Annotated in this window: 21 protein-coding genes, 1 tRNA gene and 1 pseudogene; 15 read left to right on the top strand and 8 right to left on the bottom strand. The window is 74.4% G+C overall.

Translation table 11 applies throughout. From position 1 onward, the window contains the following. Positions 1-135 precede the first annotated feature (135 nt). Entirely contained in the window at positions 136-1347 is a 1212-nt protein-coding gene (locus tag E9565_RS02040) for an ABC-F family ATP-binding cassette domain-containing protein (protein ID WP_236833963.1), read from the top strand. Positions 1348-1353: 6 nt separating this feature from the next. Here E9565_RS02040 and E9565_RS02035 read toward each other — a convergent pair whose 3' ends face one another. From E9565_RS02035 to E9565_RS02025, 3 genes are read right to left on the bottom strand one after another with little or no spacing between them, the layout of a single operon-like run. Further along, positions 1354-1920, bottom strand: coding sequence for a GNAT family N-acetyltransferase (locus E9565_RS02035; protein ID WP_236824697.1), 567 nt, complete (start codon positions 1918-1920; stop codon positions 1354-1356). Between the two features lies 1 nt (position 1921). Further along, positions 1922-3046 carry an alpha/beta fold hydrolase gene (locus tag E9565_RS02030; RefSeq protein WP_236824696.1) on the bottom strand — a complete coding sequence of 375 codons (1125 nt, stop codon included), beginning with the start codon at positions 3044-3046 and terminating at the stop codon, positions 1922-1924. After that, positions 2967-3389: a hypothetical protein gene (locus E9565_RS02025; protein WP_236833962.1), complete on the bottom strand. Its 423-nt coding sequence runs from the start codon at positions 3387-3389 to the stop codon at positions 2967-2969. Before E9565_RS02025 ends, E9565_RS02030 begins: the two co-directional genes overlap by 80 nt. A gap of 172 nt (positions 3390-3561) precedes the next feature. On the opposite strand from E9565_RS02025, the pseudogene E9565_RS02020 reads away from it, so the two are divergent. After that, a pseudogene (locus E9565_RS02020) lies at positions 3562-4239 on the top strand (SDR family NAD(P)-dependent oxidoreductase); the annotation flags it as partial. Positions 4240-4260: 21 nt separating this feature from the next. On the opposite strand, the gene E9565_RS23475 reads toward E9565_RS02020, so the two are convergent. From E9565_RS23475 to E9565_RS02000, 5 genes are all read right to left on the bottom strand, one after another. Next, positions 4261-4359 (bottom strand): hypothetical protein, encoded by a 99-nt coding sequence (locus tag E9565_RS23475; RefSeq protein WP_374201714.1) that lies wholly within the window; start codon positions 4357-4359, stop codon positions 4261-4263. A gap of 32 nt (positions 4360-4391) precedes the next feature. Further along, on the bottom strand, positions 4392-6002 hold the full coding sequence (locus E9565_RS02015; protein WP_236833961.1) for a sodium-dependent transporter: 1611 nt from the start codon (positions 6000-6002) through the stop codon (positions 4392-4394). Positions 6003-6234: 232 nt separating this feature from the next. After that, positions 6235-6306: transfer RNA gene (locus E9565_RS02010), tRNA-Arg, on the bottom strand. A 70-nt stretch (positions 6307-6376) separates the two neighbouring features. After that, positions 6377-7048, bottom strand: a complete 672-nt coding sequence (locus E9565_RS02005; protein ID WP_236833960.1) for a DUF305 domain-containing protein — start codon at positions 7046-7048, stop codon at positions 6377-6379. A gap of 28 nt (positions 7049-7076) precedes the next feature. Beyond that, positions 7077-7793, bottom strand: coding sequence for a DUF3105 domain-containing protein (locus E9565_RS02000; RefSeq protein WP_236824690.1), 717 nt, complete (start codon positions 7791-7793; stop codon positions 7077-7079). A gap of 156 nt (positions 7794-7949) precedes the next feature. On the opposite strand from E9565_RS02000, the gene argS reads away from it, so the two are divergent. The 13 genes from argS (at position 7950) to E9565_RS01935 (ending at position 23038) form a co-directional block, all read left to right on the top strand. Then, entirely contained in the window at positions 7950-9611 is a 1662-nt protein-coding gene (gene argS / locus E9565_RS01995; RefSeq protein ID WP_236824689.1) for an arginine--tRNA ligase, read from the top strand. Beyond that, positions 9608-11101 carry a diaminopimelate decarboxylase gene (gene lysA / locus E9565_RS01990; RefSeq protein WP_236824688.1) on the top strand — a complete coding sequence of 498 codons (1494 nt, stop codon included), beginning with the start codon at positions 9608-9610 and terminating at the stop codon, positions 11099-11101. The genes argS and lysA overlap by 4 nt, the downstream gene beginning before the upstream one ends. After that, the gene (locus E9565_RS01985; protein WP_236833959.1) at positions 11098-12393 is read left to right on the top strand and encodes a homoserine dehydrogenase; all 1296 of its coding nucleotides are present in this window, start codon (positions 11098-11100) and stop codon (positions 12391-12393) included. Before lysA ends, E9565_RS01985 begins: the two co-directional genes overlap by 4 nt. Continuing rightward, positions 12390-13463: a threonine synthase gene (gene thrC, locus E9565_RS01980; protein WP_236833958.1), complete on the top strand. Its 1074-nt coding sequence runs from the start codon at positions 12390-12392 to the stop codon at positions 13461-13463. The genes E9565_RS01985 and thrC overlap by 4 nt, the downstream gene beginning before the upstream one ends. Positions 13464-13540: 77 nt before the next feature. Then, positions 13541-14464: a homoserine kinase gene (gene thrB, locus E9565_RS01975; protein ID WP_236833957.1), complete on the top strand. Its 924-nt coding sequence runs from the start codon at positions 13541-13543 to the stop codon at positions 14462-14464. A 366-nt stretch (positions 14465-14830) separates the two neighbouring features. After that, complete coding sequence (gene rho / locus E9565_RS01970) at positions 14831-16780, top strand: transcription termination factor Rho (RefSeq protein WP_374201713.1); 1950 nt, start codon at positions 14831-14833, stop codon at positions 16778-16780. Between the two features lie 138 nt (positions 16781-16918). After that, positions 16919-17146 carry a 50S ribosomal protein L31 gene (gene rpmE / locus E9565_RS01965; protein WP_236824683.1) on the top strand — a complete coding sequence of 76 codons (228 nt, stop codon included), beginning with the start codon at positions 16919-16921 and terminating at the stop codon, positions 17144-17146. Positions 17147-17279: 133 nt separating this feature from the next. Beyond that, positions 17280-18359 (top strand): peptide chain release factor 1, encoded by a 1080-nt coding sequence (gene prfA, locus E9565_RS01960; protein ID WP_236824682.1) that lies wholly within the window; start codon positions 17280-17282, stop codon positions 18357-18359. Continuing rightward, complete coding sequence (gene prmC / locus E9565_RS01955) at positions 18356-19213, top strand: peptide chain release factor N(5)-glutamine methyltransferase (RefSeq protein WP_255723714.1); 858 nt, start codon at positions 18356-18358, stop codon at positions 19211-19213. Before prfA ends, prmC begins: the two co-directional genes overlap by 4 nt. 23 nt (positions 19214-19236) lie before the next feature. After that, a complete protein-coding gene (locus E9565_RS01950; protein ID WP_236833955.1) occupies positions 19237-19878 on the top strand; it encodes an L-threonylcarbamoyladenylate synthase in 642 nt (213 codons plus the stop codon). 139 nt (positions 19879-20017) lie between these two features. After that, positions 20018-21295 carry a serine hydroxymethyltransferase gene (glyA, locus tag E9565_RS01945; protein ID WP_236833954.1) on the top strand — a complete coding sequence of 426 codons (1278 nt, stop codon included), beginning with the start codon at positions 20018-20020 and terminating at the stop codon, positions 21293-21295. 4 nt (positions 21296-21299) lie between these two features. After that, complete coding sequence (locus tag E9565_RS01940) at positions 21300-22559, top strand: glycosyltransferase family 4 protein (protein ID WP_236824678.1); 1260 nt, start codon at positions 21300-21302, stop codon at positions 22557-22559. After that, positions 22556-23038, top strand: a complete 483-nt coding sequence (locus E9565_RS01935; protein ID WP_236833953.1) for a hypothetical protein — start codon at positions 22556-22558, stop codon at positions 23036-23038. The genes E9565_RS01940 and E9565_RS01935 overlap by 4 nt, the downstream gene beginning before the upstream one ends. Positions 23039-23088: the final 50 nt, after the last annotated feature.

The following is a 23088-nucleotide window of genomic DNA, read 5'->3' as shown; positions in this document are numbered from 1 at the left end:
GCTACACGCCTACAACCACCACCGGCCCCACACCGGCATCGGCGGCCACCCACCCATCAGCCGCTTGACCAACCTCCCCGGTCAGTACAGCTAGCGCTCGGCGGTGCCGACCTCGAGGAGCGGGCGGCCGAGGTGGTGGCGGACGTCGCCCCCGGTGTCGGGCTCGACGCGCCGATGACCGGCCTCTCCGGCGGGCAGGCCGCCCGTGTGGGACTGGCCTCCCTGCTGCTCTCCCGCTACGACGTCCTGCTGCTCGACGAGCCGACCAACGACCTCGACCTCGCCGGCCTGGACCAGCTGGAGCGGTTCGTGGCCGGTTCCCGCTCCGGCGTCGTCGTGGTCAGCCACGACCGCGAGTTCCTCGCCCGCACGGCCAACCGCATCGTCGAGCTCGACCTCGCCCAGCAGCTCGTGCGGGTGCACGACGGCGGCTACGAGGCCTACCTGGTGGAGCGCGAGGTGGCCCGCCGGCACGCGCGCGAGGAGTACAACGAGTTCGCCGACACCAAGGCCGGGCTCGAGGCGCGGGCGCGGATGCAGCGGAACTGGATGGCCAAGGGCGTCCGCGACTCCATCAAGAAGTCCAAGGACGGCGACAAGCACATCAAGGCGGCGCAGCGCGCGTCGTCGGAGAAGCAGGCGGCGAAGGCCAGGCAGACCCAGCGGATGATCGAGCGGCTCGACGTCGTCGAGGAGCCCCGCAAGGAGTGGGAGCTCCGCATGGAGATCGCCGCCGCACCGCTCGCCGGGGCGGTCGTGGCCACGCTCCGGGGGGCGGTCGCCCGGCGGGGCGGGTTCGCCCTCGGGCCGGTCGACCTGCAGGTCGACCGGGGGGACCGCATCGCGATCACCGGCGCCAACGGGTCCGGGAAGTCGACCCTCCTGGCGGCGCTGCTCGGCCGGGTGCCGCTGGACGAGGGCACCGCGTCGCTCGGCCCGTCGGTCCGGGTCGGTGAGGTCGACCAGGCCCGCGGGCGCTTCCTGGGTCCCGAGCAGCTGCTGGACGCCTTCGGGGCCGAGGTGCCCGACTGGCCGACGGCGGAGGTGCGCACGCTGCTGGCCAAGTTCGGGCTCACCGCCGACCACGTGCTGCGCCCGGCGGTCACGCTCTCGCCGGGGGAGCGGACCCGTGCGGCGCTGGCGCTGCTGCAGGCGCGCGGGGTCAACGTGCTCGTTCTCGACGAGCCGACCAACCACCTGGACCTGCCGGCCATCGAGCAGCTGGAGCAGGCGCTGGCCGGCTACCCGGGCACCCTGCTGCTCGTCACCCACGACCGGCGGATGCTGGCCGCCGTCGCCACCGACCGGCTCCTCGAGGTCGACGGCGGGCGGGTCACCGAACGCTGACCGGGGTCAGCCGGCCGGCGTCCCGAGCTCGTCGGCGATGCCGACGCTGTCCATGCCCGCCCACGTGTCGGAGACGTGGTGCGCCAGCACCATGAGGTCGCGGAGCTCGCCGCTGCGGTCGCGGATGTGGTCCTTGAGCAGCGCCTCGCCGGTGAAGCCGAGGTCACCGAAGAGGGCGAGCGCCGGACCCTGCTCGGCGACGACCTCGACCACGAGCTTCGACAGCCCCGAGGCGACCGCGCCCACCAGCGCCTGCCGGGCCAGCTCCCGGCCGAGCCCGCTGCCACGGCGCGACGGCGCGACCACCAGGCGGATCTCCCCGACGTGGTCCGACCAGCCCGGGAGCGGGCGGACGGCGACGTAACCGGTGACCTCGTCCGTGCCGTCCCCACCCTCCCCACCGGTGTCGACGGCCACCCAGCGGCCGCCGGCGGACGCGCCGGTGGCCCACGAGCGGACCGTCTCCGGGTCGGTGACCTCCTCCTTGATGAAGGTCAGGTCCCCCGCGGGGAGGTCGCCGAAGAACCGCAGCAGCGCGTCGCAGCGCTCGGGCCCGAGTTCCACCACCGTCACGTCAGTCCTCCTGGAGCTTCTCGTCGGGGTCGAGCAGGTCGCTGCGCCGGCGGACGAAGTCGATGATCGTGGGCACCGTCGTCCTCGCCGCGGTCCGCCCGACGACCAGCCCCATGTGGCCGGCGTCGAGGCGGAGCTCGTGCTTGTCGGGGGAGCCGACCAGGTCGATCAGCGGGGCCGTGGCCGCCGGCGGCACGATGTGGTCGCGGTTGGCCCGCACGGTGAGGAACGGGACCTGGATGTCGGCGAGGTGGACCCGGTCCCCGCCGACGGTGAGCCGGTCGTTCACCATGCCGTTGGCCCGGACGAGCATCTCCGCCGTCTGCCGCGCGGCGGCGCCGGGGAAGGGCACGTGGTCGTCCGACCAGCCGGTCATGGCCTGGTACGACGCGACGTACTCGTCGTTCCAGAGCCGCTCCCAGAGGGTGACGTAGCGGGTCACCTCCGCGGTCGGGGTCAGCGCCCGGAAGCCCTGGACGACGACCGAGGGCGGGACGTTGCCGTCCGCGTCGAGGACCGATGCCACGTCCATCCCGCCGACGGCGAAGATGTCGGCGAGCGGGCCCATGTGCCGGAAGTCGACCGGGGTCGCCAGCACGGTGAGGCTGCGCAGCGGCGCGTCGGGGTGGTGTGCCGCGTAGAGCAGGGCGAGGTCCCCGCCGAAGCAGTAGCCGAACAGGTTGACCTCGTCGGCGCCGGAGAGCTCGAGGACCCGGTCGATGCCGGCGGGGATGTAGTCGTCGACGTAGTCCTCCAGCCCGTTGCCGGCGTCCCGCTCGTCGGGTTCACCCCAGTCGAGCATGTAGACGTCGAAGCCGGCCTCCAGCAGCTGCTCCACGAAGCTGTTGCCGGGCGTCAGGTCCAGGATGTAGCTGCGGCTCACCAGGCTGAAGACGATCAGCAGCGGGGGCCCGTACCGGACGCCGCCGTGGGTGTCCGGGTCGTTGCGGTAGTGCCACAGCTGGGTGCGGCCCCGCTGCCAGACGACGTCCTTGGGGGTCTGGCCGACCCCCGGCCGGTCGACGCCGGCGACGAGCTTGATGCCGTTACGGGCGCGGAGGGTGTTGCGCTCGACGTCGCGGCGGACGCGGTCGAGCACCGTCTGCGGGCTGGGCACCGTCGGCATCGCTGTCCTCCGTGGTCGGGCTCGTCGTCGGTCGCTGGGCGCGTGGGCGTGCAGCCGCGCCGCGGCGCCGCTCCTGCTCCAGCTGGATGGTCAGCCGCCGCACCTCGCGGTCGAGGGAGCCCACCTGGGCCCGCAGCCGGCTGATGTCGCTGCCCGCGGGCAGGTTGAGCAGGTGCCAGGCGCGGGCGCTCAGCTGCTGCGCCGACCGGCTCGCGAGGGTCTGCGCCCGCCGCACCAGGGCGGTGCCGAGCGCGAAGTGCTCGGTGCGGACCAGGCTCTCCGCCCGCGGTGCCACGGCCCGTTCCGCGGCGTCGAACGCCTGGCGCCACAGCGGGGCGCTCACCGGCCCACCCGCCGCGCGGCGTCGCGCGGGCGCTGCGCGAGGTCGGTCATCGGTCGTCCTCCCGGTCGTCGCTGGCTGGACGGCGAGGTGCCTACCCGGCTCGGCGGGTGATCTACCGCACACGGCCGATACGGTGGCCCGACAGCCCCCGACCGCGAGGAGACCCCCGCTCATGCCCGACCGCTCGATCCTCGACTTCTTCCGCCTCGACGACCGCGTCGCCATCGTCACCGGGGCCTCGTCCGGGCTGGGCGCGGTCTTCGCCCGCACGCTGGCCGAGGCCGGCTGCGACGTCGTGCTCGGCGCCCGCCGCGCCGACCGGCTCGCCGAGACCCAGGGCGCGGTGGAGGCGGCGGGGCGGCGGGCGATCAGCGTGGCCACCGACGTCTCCCGGCCGGAGGACTGCCAGGCGCTCGTCGACGCCGCCATGGCCGAGTTCGGCAAGGTCGACGTCCTCGTGAACAACGCCGGGGTGGGCACCGCGGTGCCGGCCACCCGCGAGACGCCCGACCAGTTCCGGCAGGTCATCGACGTCAACCTCAACGGCTGCTACTGGATGGCGCAGGCCTGCGGCCGCGTCATGCAGCCCGGCAGCTCCATCGTGAACATCTCCAGCGTCCTCGGCCTGACCACGGCCGGCCTGCCGCAGGCGGCCTACGCCGCGAGCAAGGCGGGGCTGATCGGGCTGACCCGCGACCTCGCCCAGCAGTGGACCGGCCGCAAGGGGATCCGGGTGAACGCCCTGGCGCCGGGGTTCTTCACCTCGGAGATGACCGACCAGTACCCCGAGGGCTACCTGGAGTCGCAGCTGTCCCGGGTGCTGGTCGGGCGCAAGGGCGAGCCCGAGGAGCTCGCCGCCGCGAGGGTCCGCTCAGAGGTCCCGGCGCACGTTCTCCGCGCGTTGCTCGACGGCGCCGTGGCGCACCAGGCTGGTGACCGCCAGGGCGAGGCCGCCCCAGATGATCAGCATCGCCACCACCATCATCACGATCGCGCTCGCGCTCACCGCCGGCCTCCCTCGTCGTAGCCGCTGACCGGGCGGTCGCGGGGCGTCGCCTCCGCCAGGGGTGCTCCGGGGTCGGAGCCCGGTGGCGGGCCGTCCAGGTGGGTCCCGGCGCGCCACGGCAGCCGGGCGAGCAGGAAGCCGACCAGCGGCAGCGCCAGGACCAGCAGCCAGCCGAAGCCGAGCAGGAGCCAGGTGGGGTAGTCCCCGTAGGGCGCATCCAGGTCGTCGCGCACCGCCAGCACGAGCACGACGGCCAGCCCCGCGGGGGCCACGACGCTGGTCAGCACCCGCCAGCCGCTGCCGAGCCGGGGGCGGCCGTGCACGTTGAGGTGGTCGGCGAGCCGGGGCAGCGCCCGGAGCCCCCAGGCGACGACCAGCATGCTCAGCAGCGCGACGACGAGGATGCCGTACTGGTTGACGAAGTGGTCGACGACGTCGAGCACGTAGATCCCGCTCGTGGTGCTGAAGAGCACCAGGCTCAGCACCGCGGTGGGCACCACGACGGCGAGGGTGGCGGTCAGCCGGCTGGTGTCGAGCTTGTCGCGGACGGCGGAGATGACCACCTCGATGACGCTGATCAGCGAGGTGATGCCGGCGATGACCAGCGAGCCGAAGAACAGGACGCCGATGAGCGCGCCCGCGGGGGCCTCGCTGATGATCGCCGGGAAGGCGACGAAGGCCAGGCCGATCCCGTCGTCGGCGACCTCACCGACCGCGACGCCGCCGGCCTGGGCCATGAAGCCGAGCGCGGCGAACACGCCGATGCCGGCCAGCAGCTCGAAGCTCGAGTTCGAGAACCCGACGACGAGGCCGGAGCCCGTCATGTCCTCGCGGCGGCCGACGTAGGAGGCGTAGGTGATCATGATGCCGAAGCCGATGGACAGCGAGAAGAAGATCTGGCCGAACGCCGCGGCCCAGACCGCGGGCTCGGTGAGCGCCGCCCAGTCGGGGGTGAACAGGGCGTCCAGGCCGGCCCCCGCCCCGGGCAGCAGCAGCGCCTGCACCACCAGGGTGGCGAAGGCGAGCACCAGCACCGGGATGAAGACCAGCGACACCACGCCGATGCCGCGCTGGACGCCGAGCGCCATGACCACCAGCACGGCCAGCCAGACGACCGCCAGGGGCACCAGCACCCCGGGCACCACGTCGGCGGTCACCTCGACGTCACCGGCCTGCAGGTACTCCCCGAAGAAGAAGGCCTCCGGATCGGCGCCCCACGCCTGGTCGACCGAGAAGAACGTGTAGCTCAGCGCCCACGCCAGCACGGCGGCGTAGTACACGGCGATGAGGAAGCAGATCGCCACCTGCCACCAGCCGAGCCCCTCGGCGCCGCGGCGGAGGCGGGCGAAGGAGAGCGGCGCGGAGCCGCGGTGGCGGTGGCCGATCGCGTAGTCGAGCAGCAGGAAGGGGATGCCCGCGGTCAGCAGCGCCACCAGGTACGGCACGACGAACGCTCCGCCGCCGTTCTCGTAGGCGACGTAGGGGAACCGCCAGATGTTGCCCAACCCGACCGCCGAGCCGATCGCCGCCAGGATGAAGACCCGCCGGGAGCTGAAGGCGCCGCGCCGGCGCTCCTGCTGGGCAGCGGCGCCCGCTGTCGAGCTCATCGGACCTCCTGCGTGGTGGTTGCGGCCGGCCTGCGGGCACCTCGGGCACCGGGCGGTACCGGCGCCCGGACCTCATCAAACACCCGCCGCCGTCCCCGAACACCCCGAGCCGTGCCGCTGCCCACCCACGACGAGAACAGGCCCCGCCGGCACCCTGGTCGGGTGCCCGCGGGGCCTGGCTGCTCGCTGCTGCCGGCCGGTTCCCGGGGCATCCCGGTCCGGCTCGCGTGGGTGCCCCCGGCAGGATTCGAACCTGCGCACCCGCCTCCGGAGGGCGGTGCTCTATCCCCTGAGCTACGGGGGCTCGGTGGTGGGGCAGAGGAGAAGTTACCAGCCCGCGGTCGACGCCCGTGCGGCGCCTCCCGCGGCGCCGGTCACGGCTCCGGGAGGGGGGTCCCGCCCCGGGCCGCGAGCATGCGGGTCATCGTCTCGACCTCGGCGCCCTGCGACCGGACCATCGACCGGGCGAGGTCCCGCACGGCCTGCACCTCGGCGTCGTCGGCGGCGTGGGCCGCCATGTCGAAACCGCCCTGGTGGTGGCGGATCATCAGCCGGAGGAACTGCACGTCGAACGCGGTGCCGGACAGGCTGCGCAGCTCGGCGAGCTCCTCCTCGGTGGCCATGCCCGGCATCAGCGCGCCCGCGCCCGTCTCCGTGCCCGCCATGTCGTGGCCGGCGTGCCTTTCGCCCGCGGGCATCCAGGCCATGGTGTCGCCGCCGGTGGGCGGGACGCCCCAGAGGGACAGCCAGCCCTGCATGCGCCCGGCCTGGTTGGTCTGCGTGGCCGAGATGTCGAAGGCGAGCTGCTCGACCTCGGGGTCGTCGCTGCGATCGGCGACGAGGTTGGCCATCTCGACGCCCTGCAGGTGGTGCCGGGACATGTCGCGGGCGAAGCCGGCGTCGACCGAGTCGGCCGCGGGCGGGCCATCCCGGCCGATGCCCAGTGCGACGGCCAGCCCCCCGCCGAGGAGGAGCAGGCCGACGCCGATCACGGCGAGGAGGGCGATCCGCAGAGGGCCGCGCCGGCCGGGATCTCCTGCGCTCACGGGATCGACCTCCTGGGGGACGGGGTCGTCACTGCGTGGCCGGGGCGTCGTCGCTCTCCAGCAGCGGGTCGGCCAGGAAGGTGGGGCTCTCGCAGGTCGCGCCCGGCTCGGGGAAGCTGTCGGCCTTGTACGTCATCAGGTCGGCGAACTGCTGGATCCGCTCGTCGTCGGCGCTGTCGACCTTCAGCTGGTGGCCCCACGACTGGAGGCTGATCGGTGAGTCCAGCCCCTCGTACGGCGAGAGCATCCGGCCGGAGACGCCCTCGACCAGCCCGGCGAGGGTCTCGACGTCGGCGTCGGAGACCTCGTCGGGGTTGTAGGTGATCCACACCGCGCCGTGCTCCAGGCTGTGCACCGCGTTCTCGTGCCGGATGTCGACGTCGTAGACCGTGCCCGTGCAGTCGGCCCAGAGGTTGGCGTGCTCCCCGCCGACCGGCGGCGACTCGGTGTACTCGATGGGGCCGTCGTCGTGCAGGCCCCCCTCGTAGTCGAAGACCTGGGCGCCGTCGATCTCGTCGATGGAGTCGACCCGCAGCGCGTCGGCCTCGCGCACCTGCACGACGGCGTAGGTGATGACGGCCGCGGCGAAGACGACGACGGCGATCGCCGCGGCGATCAGCCCCCACGGCCGCTGCTGCGCCACGACCTGCGTCGGCGGCCGGGTGCGGCCTCCTGCGCGCCCGCCGGACCGGGTGGCCCCGCCACCGGTGGCGCGGCTCTTGTCGGGCGTGCGGTCCTTGGCCAAGGCCTCTCCTCGTTCACGGGGCGCGTCCGCGCCGGTGCGGCGGGGGCCGGACGGGCCCGGCTCACCGGCGGCGAGTCTAGGTCGGCTCCCTGTGCGTCGGCTGGGAGCCGGGCGGGGGCGGCGGGGCGCCGTCGCCGCCATCAGTACGCTCGCCGGGTGACACCGGAGCAGCTCCAGGACGTCGTCCGCACCGCCGTCGCCGCGGTCGTCGGGCGCGGCGCGCTGCCCGTCGACGTCCCCGCGGAGGTCGTCGTCGAGCGGCCGAAGAACCCCGAGCACGGCGACTACGCCACCAACGTCGCCCTGCGCCTGGCCAAGCCCGCGGGCCGGCCGCCGCGCGAGGTGGCCGGGCTGCTCGCCGAGGAGCTGCGCGCCCACCCGGGCGTCGCCGGCGTCGACGTCGCCGGACCCGGTTTCCTCAACATCACCCTCGCGCAGGGCGCGCTCGGCAAGATCGCCGTCGACGCCGTGACGGCGGGGGAGGCCTACGGCCGCACCGCGGCCCTGGCCGGGCAGAAGCTCAACCTGGAGTTCGTCTCCGCCAACCCGACGGGCCCGGTGCACATCGGGGGCAGCCGGTGGGCCGCGGTCGGCGACGCCATCGGGCGGCTGCTCGAGGCCAGCGGCGCGGACGTCACCCGCGAGTACTACATCAACGACGCCGGCGCGCAGATCGACCGGTTCGCCCGCAGCCTCCAGGCCGCGGCCAACGGCCGGCCCGTGCCCGAGGGCGGCTACGGCGGCACGTACATCGCCGACATCGCCGCGTCGGTCGTCGCGCTCGAGCCCGACCTGCTGGGTCGGGACGACGCCGAGCAGGAGCGGGTCTTCCGCGACCGCGGGGTGGCGCTGATGCTCGACGAGATCCGCCGGTCGATGCAGGGCTTCGGCGTGGACTTCGACGTCTGGTTCAGCGAGAAGTCCCTCTACGACAGCGGGGCCGTCGACAAGGCGCTGGCCACGCTGCGGGAGCAGGGGCACGTCTACGAGTCCGAGGGGGCGGTCTGGCTGCGCACCACCGACTTCGGCGACGACAAGGACCGCGTGCTGGTCAAGGCCGACGGCGAGACCACCTACTTCGCCTCGGACTGCGCCTACTACCTGGACAAGCGCGCCCGCGGCTTCGACCGCGTGGTGATCATGCTCGGCGCCGACCACTCCGGCTACGTCGGCCGGTACAAGGCGCTGGTCGCGGCCACCGGCGACGACCCGGCCGAGCACCTGCAGATCCTGCTCGGGCAGCTGGTCAACCTGCTCCGCGACGGCGAGCCGGTGCGGATGAGCAAGCGCGCCGGGACCATCGTCGTCCTCGAGGACCTCGTCGACGCCATCGGCGTGGACGCCGCCCGGTACGCGCTGGCCCGGGCGTCGGTCGACCAGCAGATCGACATCGACGTCGAGCTGTGGAGCCGGAGGACCAACGACAACCCGGTCTTCTACGTCCAGTACGCGCACGCCCGCATCTCCTCGGTGCTGCGCAACGCCGCCGACCTGGGCATCGCGCTCGGCGAGGCGGGCGCCGTCGACGTCGCCGAACTGGTGCACGACCGGGAGAACGACCTGCTGCGGGCCCTCGGGGAGTTCCCGCGGGTGCTCACCACGGCGGCCGAGCTGCGGGCCCCGCACCGGGTGGCCCGCTACCTCGAGGAGCTGGCCGGTACGTACCACCGCTTCTACGACGCCTGCCGGGTGCTGCCCCGCGGCGACGAGGAGGCCACGCCGCTCACCACCGCCCGGCTGTGGCTGTGCGCCGCCACCGCGGTGGTGCTGCGCAACGGGCTCGGTGTCCTCGGCGTGACCGCCCCGGAGCGGATGTGAGGGCGCACCCCGCGGGGCCCCTGCACGGGAACATCACCCCGCCCACGGCCGCCGGCGCCCCGCCGGAGGAGCTCGGCGCGCTCGACCCGCACGTCTGGCCGCGCTCGGCCACCCGTGTCGACGGCGAGCTGCACCTGGGCGGCCGGGCCGTCACCGACCTGGCCCGCGCACACGGGACCCCGCTGTTCGTGCTGGACGAGGAGGACTTCCGCGGTCGCGCCGCGGAGTTCGCCGGCGCCTTCGACGACGCCGACGTGCACTACGCGTCCAAGGCCTTCCTCTGCGGCCAGGTGGCCCGGTGGATCGCCGACGACGGCCTGCACCTGGACGCCTGCAGCGGCAACGAGCTGGCGCTGGCCCTGGCCGCCGGGTTCCCCGCGGAGCGGATCGCGCTGCACGGCAACAACAAGTCGCTGGTCGAGCTGCAGCTGGCGGTCGACTCCGGCATCGGCCACGTCGTCCTCGACTCCTTCGACGAGATCGAGCGGCTGGTCCCGATGGCCGAGAAGCGGGTCGCCGACGGCGGGGCGCCGGTGCCCGTGCTCATCCGCGCGACCGTCGGCATCGAGGCGCACACCCACGAGTTCATCGCCACCGCGCACGAGGACCAGAAGTTCGGCTTCTCGCTGGCCACCGGCGACGCGCTGACCGCCGCGGTACGGGTGATCCGCGAGCCGGCGCTGCGGCTGACCGGGCTGCACAGCCACATCGGCTCGCAGATCTTCGACACCGCCGGGTTCGAGGCGGCCGCGCACCGCGTGGTCGGCCTGCTCGGCCAGGTGCACCAGGCCACCGGGGAGGTGCTGCCGGAGCTCAACCTCGGCGGCGGCTTCGGCATCGCCTACCTGTCCGAGGACGACCCGGTCACCCCGGCGGACGTCGCGACGCGGTTGCGCGCCGTCGTCGCCGCCGAGTGCGCCCAGCTCGGCCTGCCGGTGCCGCGGCTCGCGGTCGAGCCCGGCCGCGCGATCGCCGGTCCGGGCACGGTCACGCTGTACGAGATCGGCACCATCAAGCCGGTGCGGCTCGGGGCCAGCGGCGCCCCGGGCGCCCCGCTGGTGCGCAACTACGTGTCGGTCGACGGCGGGATGAGCGACAACATCCGCACCGCTCTCTACGACGCGGCCTACACCTGCGTGCTCGCCAACCGGGTCTCCGAGGCCCCGCCCGCGCTGTGCCGGGTCGTCGGGAAGCACTGCGAGAGCGGCGACATCCTGGTCCGCGACCTCTGGCTGCCCTCGGACGTCCAGCCCGGCGACCTGCTCGCCGTCGCCGCCACCGGGGCCTACTGCTGGTCGATGGCGAGCAACTACAACTACCTGCTCAAGCCCCCGGTGGTCGCCGTCCGCGACGGCGCCGCCCGGGAGATCGTCCGCCGCCAGACGCTGGCGGACGTGTTCGCCCTGGACGCGGTCCTCGCCGACCGCCCCGCCCCCTCGCCGGCGATCGACCAGCCGGCGCCCGAGCACCCCGCGGGAGCGACCTCGTGAACCGACCCCTCAAGGTGGCGCTGCTCGGCTGCGGCACGGTCGGCGGCGCGGTGCTGCGCGCGCTGCAGGAGCAGGCCGACGACCTCGGCGCCCGCGTCGGCCGCGCCGTGGAGGTGGCCGGCGTCGCCGTGCGCCGCCCGGACCACCACCCGGACGTGCCCGCGGACCTGCTGACCACCGACGCCCACGCGCTCGTCACCAGGGACGACGTCGACCTCGTCGTCGAGGTGATCGGCGGCATCGAGCCGGCGCGCTCGCTCATGCTCGCCGCCTTCGAGGCGGGCAAGTCGGTGGTCAGCGCCAACAAGGCGCTGCTCGCCGAGGACGGCGTGGCCCTCCACGCGGCGGCGGCCAAGGCCGGCGTCGACCTGTACTACGAGGCGGCCGTCGCGGGGGCGATCCCGATCCTGCGCCCGCTGCGGGAATCGCTGGTGGGCGACCAGCTGTCCCGCATCGTGGGCATCGTCAACGGCACCACGAACTACATCCTGTCGCGGATGGCCGAGACCGGCGCCGGCTTCGGCGAGGCGCTGGCGGAGGCCACCGAGCTCGGCTACGCCGAGGCCGACCCCACCGCCGACGTCGACGGCTTCGACGCCGCCGCCAAGGCCGCGATCCTCGCCTCGCTGGCGTTCCACACCCCGGTGTCGGCCGCCGACGTGCACCGCGAGGGCATCTCGACGGTGACCGCCACCGACGTGGCCCGGGCCGCGGAGATCGGCTGCACGGTCAAGCTGCTGGCCATCTGCGAGCGGGTGGACGGGAACGGGGAGGGCGACTCGGTCTCCGTGCGGGTGCACCCGGCGATGATCCCGACCACCCACCCGCTGGCATCGGTCGGCGGCGCGTTCAACGCCGTGTTCGTCGAGGCGGAGGCCGCCGGGCAGCTGATGTTCTACGGGCAGGGCGCCGGGGGGGAGCCCACCGCGAGCGCCGTCCTGGGCGACCTGGTGGCGGTCGGCCGCAACCGGCTGGCCGGGGCCGCCGGGCAGGGGCCCTCCGGCTACGCCGACCTCGCCGTCCGGCCCATGGCCGAGACGCCGACGCGGTACCACGTGAGCCTCGACGTCGCCGACAAGCCGGGCGTGCTGGCCGCCGTCGCGCAGGAGTTCGCCCAGCACGGCGTGAGCATCTCCACCGTGCGCCAGACCGGCCGCGGCGACGCCGCCACCCTGGTCATCGTGACCCACAGCGCCCCGGACGCGGCGCTGTCGGCCACCATTGCGGCACTGCGGGAGATGCCCGCGGTCCGGGGCGTCACCAGCGTGCTGCGCGTGGAGGGTCTGCAATGACGGTCTCGTCGGTCGTGTCCCCGGGCTGGCCGGGCCTCATCGAGGCCTACCGGTCGCGCCTGCCGGTGTCGGACACCACCCCGGTGGTGACCCTGCAGGAGGGTGCCACCCCGCTGGTGCCCGCCCGCGAGCTCTCCCGGCGGACCGGCTGCGAGGTCTACCTCAAGGTCGAGGGCGCCAACCCGACCGGGTCGTTCAAGGACCGCGGCATGACGATGGCGATCACCAAGGCGCTGGAGGAGGGCGCGCAGGCGGTCATCTGCGCCTCCACCGGCAACACCAGCGCCAGCGCCGCCGCGTACGCCGCCCGCGCCGGCATGACCTGCGCCGTCCTCGTGCCGCAGGGCAAGATCGCGATGGGCAAGCTGGCCCAGGCGCTGGTGCACGGCGCCAAGCTGCTGCAGGTCGACGGCAACTTCGACGACTGCCTGGGCCTGGCCAGCAAGCTGGCGATCGACTACCCGGTCAGCCTGGTCAACAGCGTCAACCAGTTCCGCATCGAGGGGCAGAAGACCGCCTCGTTCGAGATCGTCGACGTGCTCGGCGACGCCCCCGACGTCCACTGCCTGCCGGTGGGCAACGCGGGCAACATCACCGCCTACTGGCAGGGCTACCGCGAGTACGCCGCGGACGGCACCGCCTCGCGCACCCCCCGCATGTTCGGCTTCCAGGCCGCCGGTGCCGCCCCGATCGTGAACGGCCAGGTGGTGGAGAACCCGAGCACGATCGCCACCGCGATCCGCATCGGCAACCCGGCGTCCTGGACCAAGGCGCTGGCCGCCCGCGACGAGTCCGGTGGGCGCATCGACGCCGTGACCGACCGGGCGATCCTCGCCGCCTACCGGCTGCTGGCCCGCAGCGAGGCCGTCTTCGTCGAGCCGGCCTCGGCCGCCTCGGTCGCCGGGCTGCTGCAGGTGGCCGAGGCCGGCGAGCTCGAGCCCGGCCAGCGGATCGTCTGCACGGTCACCGGGAACGGGCTCAAGGACCCGGAGTGGGCCATCTCCGGGGCGCCGGCGCCGGTGACGATCCCGGTCGACGGCGCCGCTGCCGCCGCCCAGCTCGGCCTGTGATGGAAGGACCCCGTCCTCCCCACCGCTCGCGCGCTCGCGGCGGTGCCCCGGACGCGGCCGCGACCGACCGGGTGCGGGTGCGCGTCCCCGCCACCAGCGCCAACCTGGGGCCGGCCTTCGACTGCGCCGGCCTGGCGCTCGCGCGGCACGACGTCCTGGACTTCTCGGTGGAGCCGGCGGGCCTCACCGTCGAGATCCGGGGCGTGGGCGCCGGCGAGCTGCCCACCGACGAGTCCCACCTCGTGGTCCGCGCCTTCCGGGCCGCCTGCGACGAGCTCGGCTGGGCGCCGCCCGGGCTGCGGGTGGTCGCGGAGAACGCCATCCCGCAGGGGCGGGGGATGGGCTCCTCCGCCGCCGCCGTCGTCGCCGGTGTCCTGGCGGCGTGGGCGCTGTGCCCCGGGGTCGAGAGCATCGACGGCGACGCCGTCCTCCGGCTCACCACCGAGATGGAGGGGCACCCCGACAACGTGGCGGCCTGCCTGCTCGGCGGGCTGACCCTGTCCTGGACGGGGGAGGGGGGTGTGGGCGCCGACAGCCTGCCGGTGCACGAGGACGTGCTGCCGGTGGTGCTCGTGCCCGACGCCACGCTGTCGACCGAGGTGGCCCGGGGGCTGCTGCCCGAGGTCGTCCCGCACGCCGACGCGGCCTTCAACGCGGGGCGCTCGGCGCTGCTCGTGCACGCCCTGACCTCCGGGGGTCTGCTGCTGGAGGCCACCGAGGACCGGCTGCACCAGCAGCAGCGCCGCGCGGCCATGCCGGCGTCGCTCGACCTGGTCGGACGGCTGCGCGCCGCCGGGCACGCGGCCGTCGTCTCGGGCGCGGGGCCGTCGGTCCTGGTGCTCGCCCGGCGCACCGTGCGCAGCGCCGACCGCGAGCCCGGCGCGGAGGAGGTGGGGGAGATCACCGCCCTGGCCGGCCGGGGCTGGTCGGTGCTGCCGCTGGCCGTCGACCCGACCGGCGCGCGGGTCGACCGCCCTGGTCGCCAGGTCTCGTCTCGGTAACGGGGAACACGCCGAGATCATCCGGTGTTGTCCTGCCCGTGGGCCGCGACTAGGCTCACGGCGTAGCCGCCCACTCGGGCGAGCCTCGCGCGGGGCCGAAGCAGTTGTCCGAACCTCTTCGCCGCTGATCCGCCCCGCACCTCTCGACCTGTCTCCTGACGCGCACCCGCCCACCGGGCCGGTCGGCCGGGGACCGGGCACCCCCTGCGCTGAGACGCGCAGGTCACCGCAGGGAAGGACCTGTACGTGAGCGAAACCACCGACCTCGGCACGACCGGCGCGCCCGATGCCGCCGCCTCTGCCGAGGGCACTGCCGCTTCTGGGTCGGCCGGGCGTCCCCGCCGCCGCGGCAACGGCTTGTCGGGCATGCTCCTGCCCGAACTCCAGCGCCTGGCCGGTGAACTCGGCATCCCGGGCACCGGCCGGATGCGCAAGAGCGACCTGGTCGCCGCCATCTCCGCCCGCCAGGTGGGCGCCGGCTCCGAGGCCACCGCGCCCGCGCCGCGCACGGAGAGCGGCTCCACCGGCGGCGCCGAGGCCGCGCGTGGTGCCGCCGCGTCGGCCGCGCCCCTCGAGGCGCCCGTCAGCGGTGGCGCCAACGGCGGCCCGGTGACCGGCGAGGCGCCCGCGCGCACCCGCCGCTCGGCCAGCCGCCCGGCCGGGGCGCCGACCTCGTCGGCCGAGGCCCCGGCGGTGGAGGCCGTCTCCGCCGAGGCCCCCGCCGCGGACGCCGCCCCCGCGCAGGACACGGCCCCCGCCGAGCCGCGCGAGGACGAGCAGCGCGACGGCGAGCGACCGCAGCGCACCCGCGGTCGCAACCGCGGCGAGCGGGACGGCGGCAACCGTGACGGCGGCGAGCGCACGGAGCGCGGCAACCGCGACGGCGGCGAGCGCACGGAGCGCGGCAACCGTGACGGCGGTGACCGGGCCGAGCGCGGCAACCGCGACGGCAACCGCGGCCCCGACGGGCGCAACGACCGGGGCGGCCGGCCGGACAACCGGAGCGACAACCGGACCGACGGCGGCCGCGCCGACGGCGGCCGCAACGACCGCCCCGCCGACGACGAGGACGACGACTTCGAGGGCGGCCGCGGCCGCCGCGGCCGTCGCTACCGCGACCGCAACAAGCGAGGTGGCCGCGATCGCTTCGAGCAGGGCGAGCCGACGGTCAGCGAGGACGACGTCCTGCTGCCGGTCGCCGGCATCCTGGACGTGCTGGACAACTACGCCTTCGTCCGCACCTCGGGCTACCTGACCGGGCCGAACGACGTCTACGTCTCGCTGTCGCAGGTGCGCCGCTACGGCCTGCGCCGCGGTGACGCCATCACCGGCGCCGTCCGCCAGCCGCGGGAGGGGGAGCGCAAGGACAAGTACAACGCGCTCGTCCGCCTCGACACGGTCAACGGCCTGGACCCCGAGCAGGCACGCAACCGGCCGGAGTTCACCAAGCTGACCCCGCTCTACCCGCAGGACCGCCTGCGGCTGGAGACCGAGTCGCACCTGCTGACCACCCGGGTCATCGACCTCGTCATGCCGATCGGCAAGGGGCAGCGCGCGCTCATCGTCAGCCCGCCCAAGGCCGGCAAGACGATGGTGCTGCAGTCGATCGCCAACGCGATCACGACGAACAACCCCGAGTGCCACCTGATGGTCGTCCTCGTCGACGAGCGTCCCGAGGAGGTCACCGACATGCAGCGCTCGGTGAAGGGCGAGGTCATCGCCTCGACCTTCGACCGGCCGCCGGCGGACCACACCACGGTCGCGGAGCTGTCCATCGAGCGGGCCAAGCGCCTGGTCGAGATGGGCCACGACGTCGTCGTCCTGCTGGACTCGATCACCCGCCTCGGCCGCGCCTACAACCTGGCCGCTCCCGCCAGCGGGCGCATCCTCTCCGGCGGTGTCGACTCCACGGCGCTGTACCCGCCCAAGCGCTTCCTCGGCGCGGCCCGCAACATCGAGAACGGCGGCTCGCTGACGATCATCGCCTCGGCGCTGGTCGAGACGGGCTCGACGATGGACACGGTGATCTTCGAGGAGTTCAAGGGCACCGGGAACGCGGAGATCAAGCTGGACCGCCGGCTGGCGGACAAGCGGGTCTTCCCGGCGGTCGACGTCAACGCGTCGGGCACCCGCAAGGAGGAGATCCTCATGTCGCCCGACGAGCTGGCCATCGTCATCAAGCTGCGCCGGGTGCTGGCCGCGCTGGAGCCGCAGCAGGCCCTGGAACTGCTGATCGACAAGCTGAAGAAGACGCGCAACAACGTCGAGTTCCTCATGCAGATCCAGAAGACGACGCTGGGCCCCGGCCAGGAGTAGCGGGGGTCACCGGTCGGCCGGTCTCCCGATCTGGGAGACTGGTCGACCGAGCCCCGTCGGCGCGGCCGGAAATAGCCCTCCGGTCCCCGGCGTTCTGACCGACTGAACGACACAGACTTCGTAGAAGAGGCAGCAGCCATGAAGCCCGACATCCACCCGGCCTACAACGTCACCACCGTGACCTGCGGCTGCGGCAACACCTTCACGACCCGCAGCACCTCCCCGACCGGTCAGCTGACCGTCGAGACCTGCTCCGCCTGCCACCCCTTCTACACCGGCAAGCAGCGCATCCTCGACACCGGCGGCCGCGTGGCCCGCTTCGAGAAGCGGTTCGGCAAGCGCGGCACCTCGGCCGACGCCAAGTAGCACCCCCGACGGCGCCCGTCCCACCCTCCGCGGTGGGGCGGGCGCCGTCGTCATGTCCGGCCCGGACCCCCGTGGCGTTATGTGCACATAACGCCGGGGCGGTTCGTGCACGAACCGCCCTCAGGAGGGACAGATGAGCAGCACCGAGACGTCGGCGCCCGACCGGCTGGCCGGGTTGCTCGCCGAGCACGCCCGCCTGGAGCAGGAACTCGCCGATCCGGCCGTCCACGCCGACCAGGCGCGCGCCCGCCGGATGGGCCGCCGGTACGCCCAGCTGGCGCCGCTGGTCGAGACCGCGCGCGGGCTGGAGCAGGCCCGTGACGACCTGAGCGCCGCCCGGGAGCTGGCCGCCGAGGACGCGTCGTTCGCCGCCGAGGCCACGGCGCTGGAGCAGCGGATCGCCGAGCTGACCGACCGGCTGCGCGAGCAGCTGCTGCCCAAGGACCCCGACGACGACAAGGACGTCATCCTCGAGATCAAGGCGGGGGAGGGGGGTGCGGAGTCGGCGCTGTTCGCCGGTGACCTGCTGCGCATGTACCTCCGGTACGCCGAGCGGCGTGGCTGGGCCACCGAGGTCCTCGACGCCGTCGACGCCGAGCTCGGCGGCTACAAGGACGTCGCGATCGCGGTGAAGTCCCGCACGGACGAGGGCATCTGGTCGCGGCTGAAGTTCGAGGGCGGCGTGCACCGGGTTCAGCGGGTGCCCGCCACGGAGAGCCAGGGGCGCATCCACACGTCGGCGGCCGGCGTCCTGGTGCTGCCCGAGGCCGAGGAGGTCGACGTCAGCGTCGACCCGAACGACCTGCGCATCGACGTCTTCCGCTCGTCGGGCCCCGGCGGCCAGAGCGTGAACACCACCGATTCGGCGGTGCGGATCACCCACCTGCCCACCGGCATCGTGGTCAGCTCCCAGAACGAGAAGAGCCAGCTGCAGAACCGGGAGTCCGCGCTGCGCGTGCTCCGCTCCCGCCTGCTGGCCGCCGCTCGCGAGGAGGCCGCCGCCGCGGCCAGCGACCAGCGGCGCAGCCAGGTGCGCACCGTCGACCGCAGCGAGCGGGTGCGCACGTACAACTTCCCGGAGAACCGGATCTCCGACCACCGCGTCGGCTACAAGTCGCACAACCTCGACCAGGTGCTCGACGGAGACCTCGACGGCGTGATCGACGCGCTGGTCGCCGCGCACACCGCCGAGCTGCTGGCGGCCGGCTCCTGACCGCGCGGTCGCTGCTGGGCGGGGCGGCCGCACGCCTCGCCGAGGCAGGCGTCGAGAGCCCCCGGGTGGACGCCGAGCTGCTTCTGGCGCACGCCCTGGGGGTGCCGCGCGCACGGCTGCTCGTGCTCGACGAGGTCGACGACGCGGCCGCCACCCGTTTCGAGGCGCTCGTGGCCCAGCGCGCCGACCGGGTGCCGCTGCAGCACCTCACCGGCCGGGCCCCCTTCCGCTACCTGGAGCTCGCGGTCGGCCCCGGGGTGTTCGTGCCCCGGCCCGAGACCGAGCAGCTCGTGGGCTGGGCCCTGGAGCGGCTGGCCGGCATCGCGGAGCCCGTCGTCGTCGACCTCGGGTCGGGGTCCGGTGCGATCGCGCTCTCGCTGGCGCACGAGCACCCCGGCGCGCAGGTGACGGCGGTGGAGCGCGATCCCGGGGCGATCGCGTGGACGCGGCACAACGCCGGCGCGCGCGCGGCGGCGGGGGACACCCCGGTGGACGTCCTCGCCGGTGACATGACCGACCCAGGGCTGCTGCGCGAGCTCGACGGGCGCGCCGACCTGGTGGTGAGCAACCCGCCCTACGTGCCCGACGGTGCCCGGGTGCCGCGCGAGGTCGCCGACCACGACCCGCCGCTCGCGCTCTGGGGTGGGCCCGACGGTCTGGACGTCGTGCGCGGCCTGCTGGTCACCGCGGCGCGGCTGCTGCGCCCCGGCGGCTGGCTGGGCATCGAGCACGCCGACCAGCAGGGTGAGTCCCTGCCCGCCGTCGTCCGCTCCCACGGGGCGTTCACCGACGTCGACGACCACCCCGACCTCGCCGGCCGGCCCCGCTACACCACCGCCCGCCGCTCCGGCTGAGGCCTGCGGAAGACTGCACGTCCGTGGCCGACTTCTACGACTGCTCCGACCCGGAGGCGCGCGCCGCCGGCCTGGACGCCGCGGCGGCGGCGATCGGCCGGGGCGACCTGGTCCTCCTCCCGACCGACACCGTGTACGGCGTGGCCGCCGACGCCTTCTCCCCGGCCGCGGTGCGCCGGCTGCTGGAGGCGAAGAACCGGGGCCGGACCATGCCCGTCCCCGTGCTCGTCGGCGAGGCCTCCACCCTGGCCGGGCTGGTGCTGCAGACCCCCGCGGTGGCCACCCGGCTCGCCCAGGAGTTCTGGCCCGGCGGGCTCACCCTCGTGGTCGAGCACGCCCCGTCGCTGGCGTGGGACCTGGGCGACGCCGAGGGGACGGTGGCCGTGCGGCTCCCCGACGACGAGCTCACCCGCGACCTGCTGCGCCGCACCGGGCCGCTGGCGGTCTCCAGCGCCAACCGGTCGGGCCGGCCGGCGGCGACCGACGCCCAGCAGGCGGTGCAGCAGCTCGGCCTGCACGCCGCGGTCGTGCTGGACGGGGGGGCGCGCACGAGTTCGGCGGCGAGCACCATCGTCGACTGCACGGGTCCCGCGCCGCGGGTGCTGCGCGTCGGTGCCGTGCCGGTCGAGCGGCTGCGCGAGGTCGTGCCCGAGCTCAGCGACTGACGGAGGCGCCTCCGGCCCCGGCCGCTGCTCGCGTCCCCTGCGCGCACGGGCCGGAGCGATACCGTGGAGCACTGACCGCCGCGGGACCCGGAGCCGGGGAGCGCGGGCGCCCGCACCCACGCCCAGGAGCGCGACCGAGATGAGCACGCCCTACTGGGGACCGCACTTCGAGGCCCTCGCCGCCGCCGACCCCGACATCGCCGGCGTGGTCACCGGGGAGCTGGACCGGTTGCGCAGCGGGCTGCAGCTGATCGCCAGCGAGAACTTCACCAGTCCCGCCGTCCTCGCCGCGCTGGGCAGCACGCTGTCGAACAAGTACGCCGAGGGGTACCCGGGGCGGCGGTACTACGGCGGCTGCGAGGTCGTCGACCGTGCCGAGGAGATCGGCATCGAGCGTGCGAAGGAGCTCTTCGGCGCCGAGCACGCCAACCTGCAGCCGCACTCGGGCGCCAACGCCAACCTCGCGGCCTACGGCGCCTTCCTCTCGCCGGGGGACACCTTCCTGGGCATGGCGCTGCCGCACGGCGGTCACCTGACGCACGGCACGAAGGTCAGCTTCAGCGGCAGGTGGTTCCACGCGGTCCAGTACGGCGTCGACCCGGCGACCGAGCACATCGACTACGACCAGGTGCGCGACCTGGCCCGCGAGCACCGCCCCAAGCTCATCGTCGCCGGCGGGTCGGCGATCCCGCGGCTGATCGACTTCGCCGCCTTCCGGCAGATCGCCGACGAGGTGGGCGCGATCTTCATGGTCGACGCCGCGCACTTCATCGGCCTGGTCGCCGGCAAGGCCATCCCGAGCCCGGTGCCGTACGCCGACGTGGTGACCTTCACCACGCACAAGGTGCTGCGCGGACCCCGGGGCGGCGCGATCGTCTGCCGTGCCGAGCACGCCAAGGCGATCGACAAGGCCGCCTTCCCGATGATGCAGGGCGGTCCCCTCATGCACGCCGTCGCCGCCAAGGCGGTGAACTTCAAGGAGTGCCTGCAGCCCGCGTACCAGGCCTACGCGCGCCAGGTGGTGGCCAACGCGCAGGCGCTGACCGAGGGGCTGGCCGCCGAGGGGCTGCGGCCGGTCGCCGGGGGCACGGACACCCACCTGGCCCTGCTCGACCTGCGGGAGACGGGCGTGACCGGCGCCGAGGCCGAGCAGCGGTGCGACGCCGCGGGCATCGTGCTGAACAAGAACGCGATCCCCTTCGACCCGCAGCCGGCCTCCGTGGCCTCGGGTATCCGGGTCGGCAGCCCCGCCGTCACCACCCAGGGGATGACCGAGCCGGACATGAAGGCGATCGCCTCCCTCATCGGTGCCGCCATCCGCGACGCCGACGGCAGCCGGACCGCCGAGGTCGCCGCGGGCGTCCGCGAGCTCGTCGGCGCCCATCCCGCGTACCCCGAGCCGGCGCGGACCGCCTGAGCCCGTGCGCGAGTACGTCGTCGTCCTGCTCACCGCGGCGCTGGTCACCTTCCTGGCCACGCCCGTGGTGCGGATGGTGGCGATCCGGCTGCGGATGATGGCCGCTCCGCGCGAGCGGGACGTGCACGTCATCCCGACCCCGCGGGGCGGGGGGGTGGCCATGTACCTCGGCGTGGTGGCCGCGGTGCTGGTGGCCTCCCGGCTGCCCGCCCTCCAGCGCACGTTCGACGACACCCAGGTCTACGCGGTCCTCGTCGCCGGCGGGCTGATCTGCCTGCTGGGCGTGCTCGACGACAAGTGGGGCCTGGACGCGCTGACGAAGCTCACCGGGCAGATCGCCGCGGCCGGCGTCATGGTCCTGCTCGGCGTCCAGCTGGCGTTCCTGTTCCTGCCCGTGGCCGACATCGGGACGGTGTCGCTGGGACCGGACGTCGGGGTTCCCCTGACCATCCTGCTGACCGTGTTCGCCGTCAACGCGCTGAACTTCATCGACGGCCTGGACGGGCTGGCCGCGGGCGTCTCGGCGATCGCCGCGCTGGCGTTCTTCGCCTACAGCTTCCACCTGGGGCTGACCGGCTACGTGGCGACCGCGAGCGCCCCGGCGCTGATCACCGCGGTGCTCGCCGGGGCGTGCCTGGGCTTCCTCCCGCACAACTTCAGCCCGGCGCGGATCTTCATGGGCGACTCGGGCTCGATGCTCGTCGGGCTCATGCTCTCGGCCGCCGCGGTGACCGCCACCGGGGGGGTGGACGCGCAGACGTTCGACTCGGCGGCCAGCCTGCTGCCGCTGACCCTGCCGCTGCTCGTGCCGATCGCGATCCTCTTCATCCCCTTCACCGACCTGGTGCTGGCCGTCGTCCGGCGCACGCGCAAGGGCCGGTCGCCGTTCTCGCCGGACAAGATGCACCTGCACCACCGGCTGCTGTCCATCGGCCACTCGCACAAGCGGGCGGTGCTGGTGATGTACTTCTGGGCAGCCCTGCTCTCCTTCGGGGCGGTCGGGATGTCGATCACCGGAGGGCGGGTCGAGCTCGTCGTCGCCGTCGCGGTCCTGCTGGTCGTGGGCGTCGTCGTGGTGCTCAGCCCGCGGGCCCGCAGAGCCGCCCGGGAGGCGCGCGCCGCGGAACTGGCGGCGCAGCGGGAGCGCAGCCGCGCCGACCACCCCACCGCCCGCGGCGCCCGCGCCGCCGCGGACCGATCCACCGACCAGACCACCGGGCCGGCCGCGCAGGCGGCGGTCCGGGCCGGCCAGGGAGCCCGATGAGCCAGCCCGACCCCGCCGACGTCCCGTGGGACATCTCCTTCCTCCGGCCGGGCGTCCTCGTCACCGCCGGCCTGGCCGCCGTCGCCGCGCCCGTCGCGGGAGCCCTGGCCGGGTGGGACGCCGTCTGGGGGGTGCTGCTGGGGGCGGTGCTCGTGATGTCGTTCTTCGCGGCGTCCTCGGCCGCGGTGGCCTGGGCCGGCCGCATCGGGGACACCCTCACCCTCCCCGCGGCGCTGCTGGTCTTCGGGCTCAAGGCGATGGTGCTGTTCGGCGTGCTCAACGCGCTGCCCGAGGACGGGTGGGTCGACCGGCGTGCGCTCGCGTGGACCGTCGTGGTGGGCGCGCTGGCCTGGAGCGCCTTCCAGATGCGCTGGGTCTGGACCCGGCAGCTCTACTACGTCCCGCCTCCCGCGCCGCCGCGGCCGGCGGCCGGGTCCCCCGGTCGGGCGGACCAGGAACACCCCTCGGGACGCGGCTGATAGTGTCCACGTCGATGGCCGAGGACACCTCCAGGACCGGGGGTGCCCGG

Source organism: Blastococcus sp. KM273129 (assembly GCF_021698995.1).
Classification (GTDB): domain Bacteria; phylum Actinomycetota; class Actinomycetes; order Mycobacteriales; family Geodermatophilaceae; genus Blastococcus.
Note: the sequence above shows the minus strand (reverse complement) of the source record. Positions and strands in the feature narration are given on the sequence as shown.

Excerpts from the sequence above, each read along its gene's own strand:
- E9565_RS02030 (WP_236824696.1), bottom strand. The coding sequence starts at position 3,046 with ATGCCGACGGTGCCCAGCCCGCAGACGGTGCTCGACCGCGTCCGCCGC.
- thrC (WP_236833958.1), top strand. The coding sequence starts at position 12,390 with ATGACGGTCTCGTCGGTCGTGTCCCCGGGCTGGCCGGGCCTCATCGAG.
- glyA (WP_236833954.1), top strand. The coding sequence starts at position 20,018 with ATGAGCACGCCCTACTGGGGACCGCACTTCGAGGCCCTCGCCGCCGCC.
- E9565_RS01935 (WP_236833953.1), top strand. The coding sequence starts at position 22,556 with ATGAGCCAGCCCGACCCCGCCGACGTCCCGTGGGACATCTCCTTCCTC.
- E9565_RS23475 (WP_374201714.1), bottom strand. The coding sequence starts at position 4,359 with ATGCTGATCATCTGGGGCGGCCTCGCCCTGGCGGTCACCAGCCTGGTG.
- prfA (WP_236824682.1), top strand. The coding sequence starts at position 17,280 with ATGAGCAGCACCGAGACGTCGGCGCCCGACCGGCTGGCCGGGTTGCTC.
- E9565_RS02015 (WP_236833961.1), bottom strand. The coding sequence starts at position 6,002 with ATGAGCTCGACAGCGGGCGCCGCTGCCCAGCAGGAGCGCCGGCGCGGC.
- rpmE (WP_236824683.1), top strand. The coding sequence starts at position 16,919 with ATGAAGCCCGACATCCACCCGGCCTACAACGTCACCACCGTGACCTGC.
- rho (WP_374201713.1), top strand. The coding sequence starts at position 14,831 with ATGCTCCTGCCCGAACTCCAGCGCCTGGCCGGTGAACTCGGCATCCCG.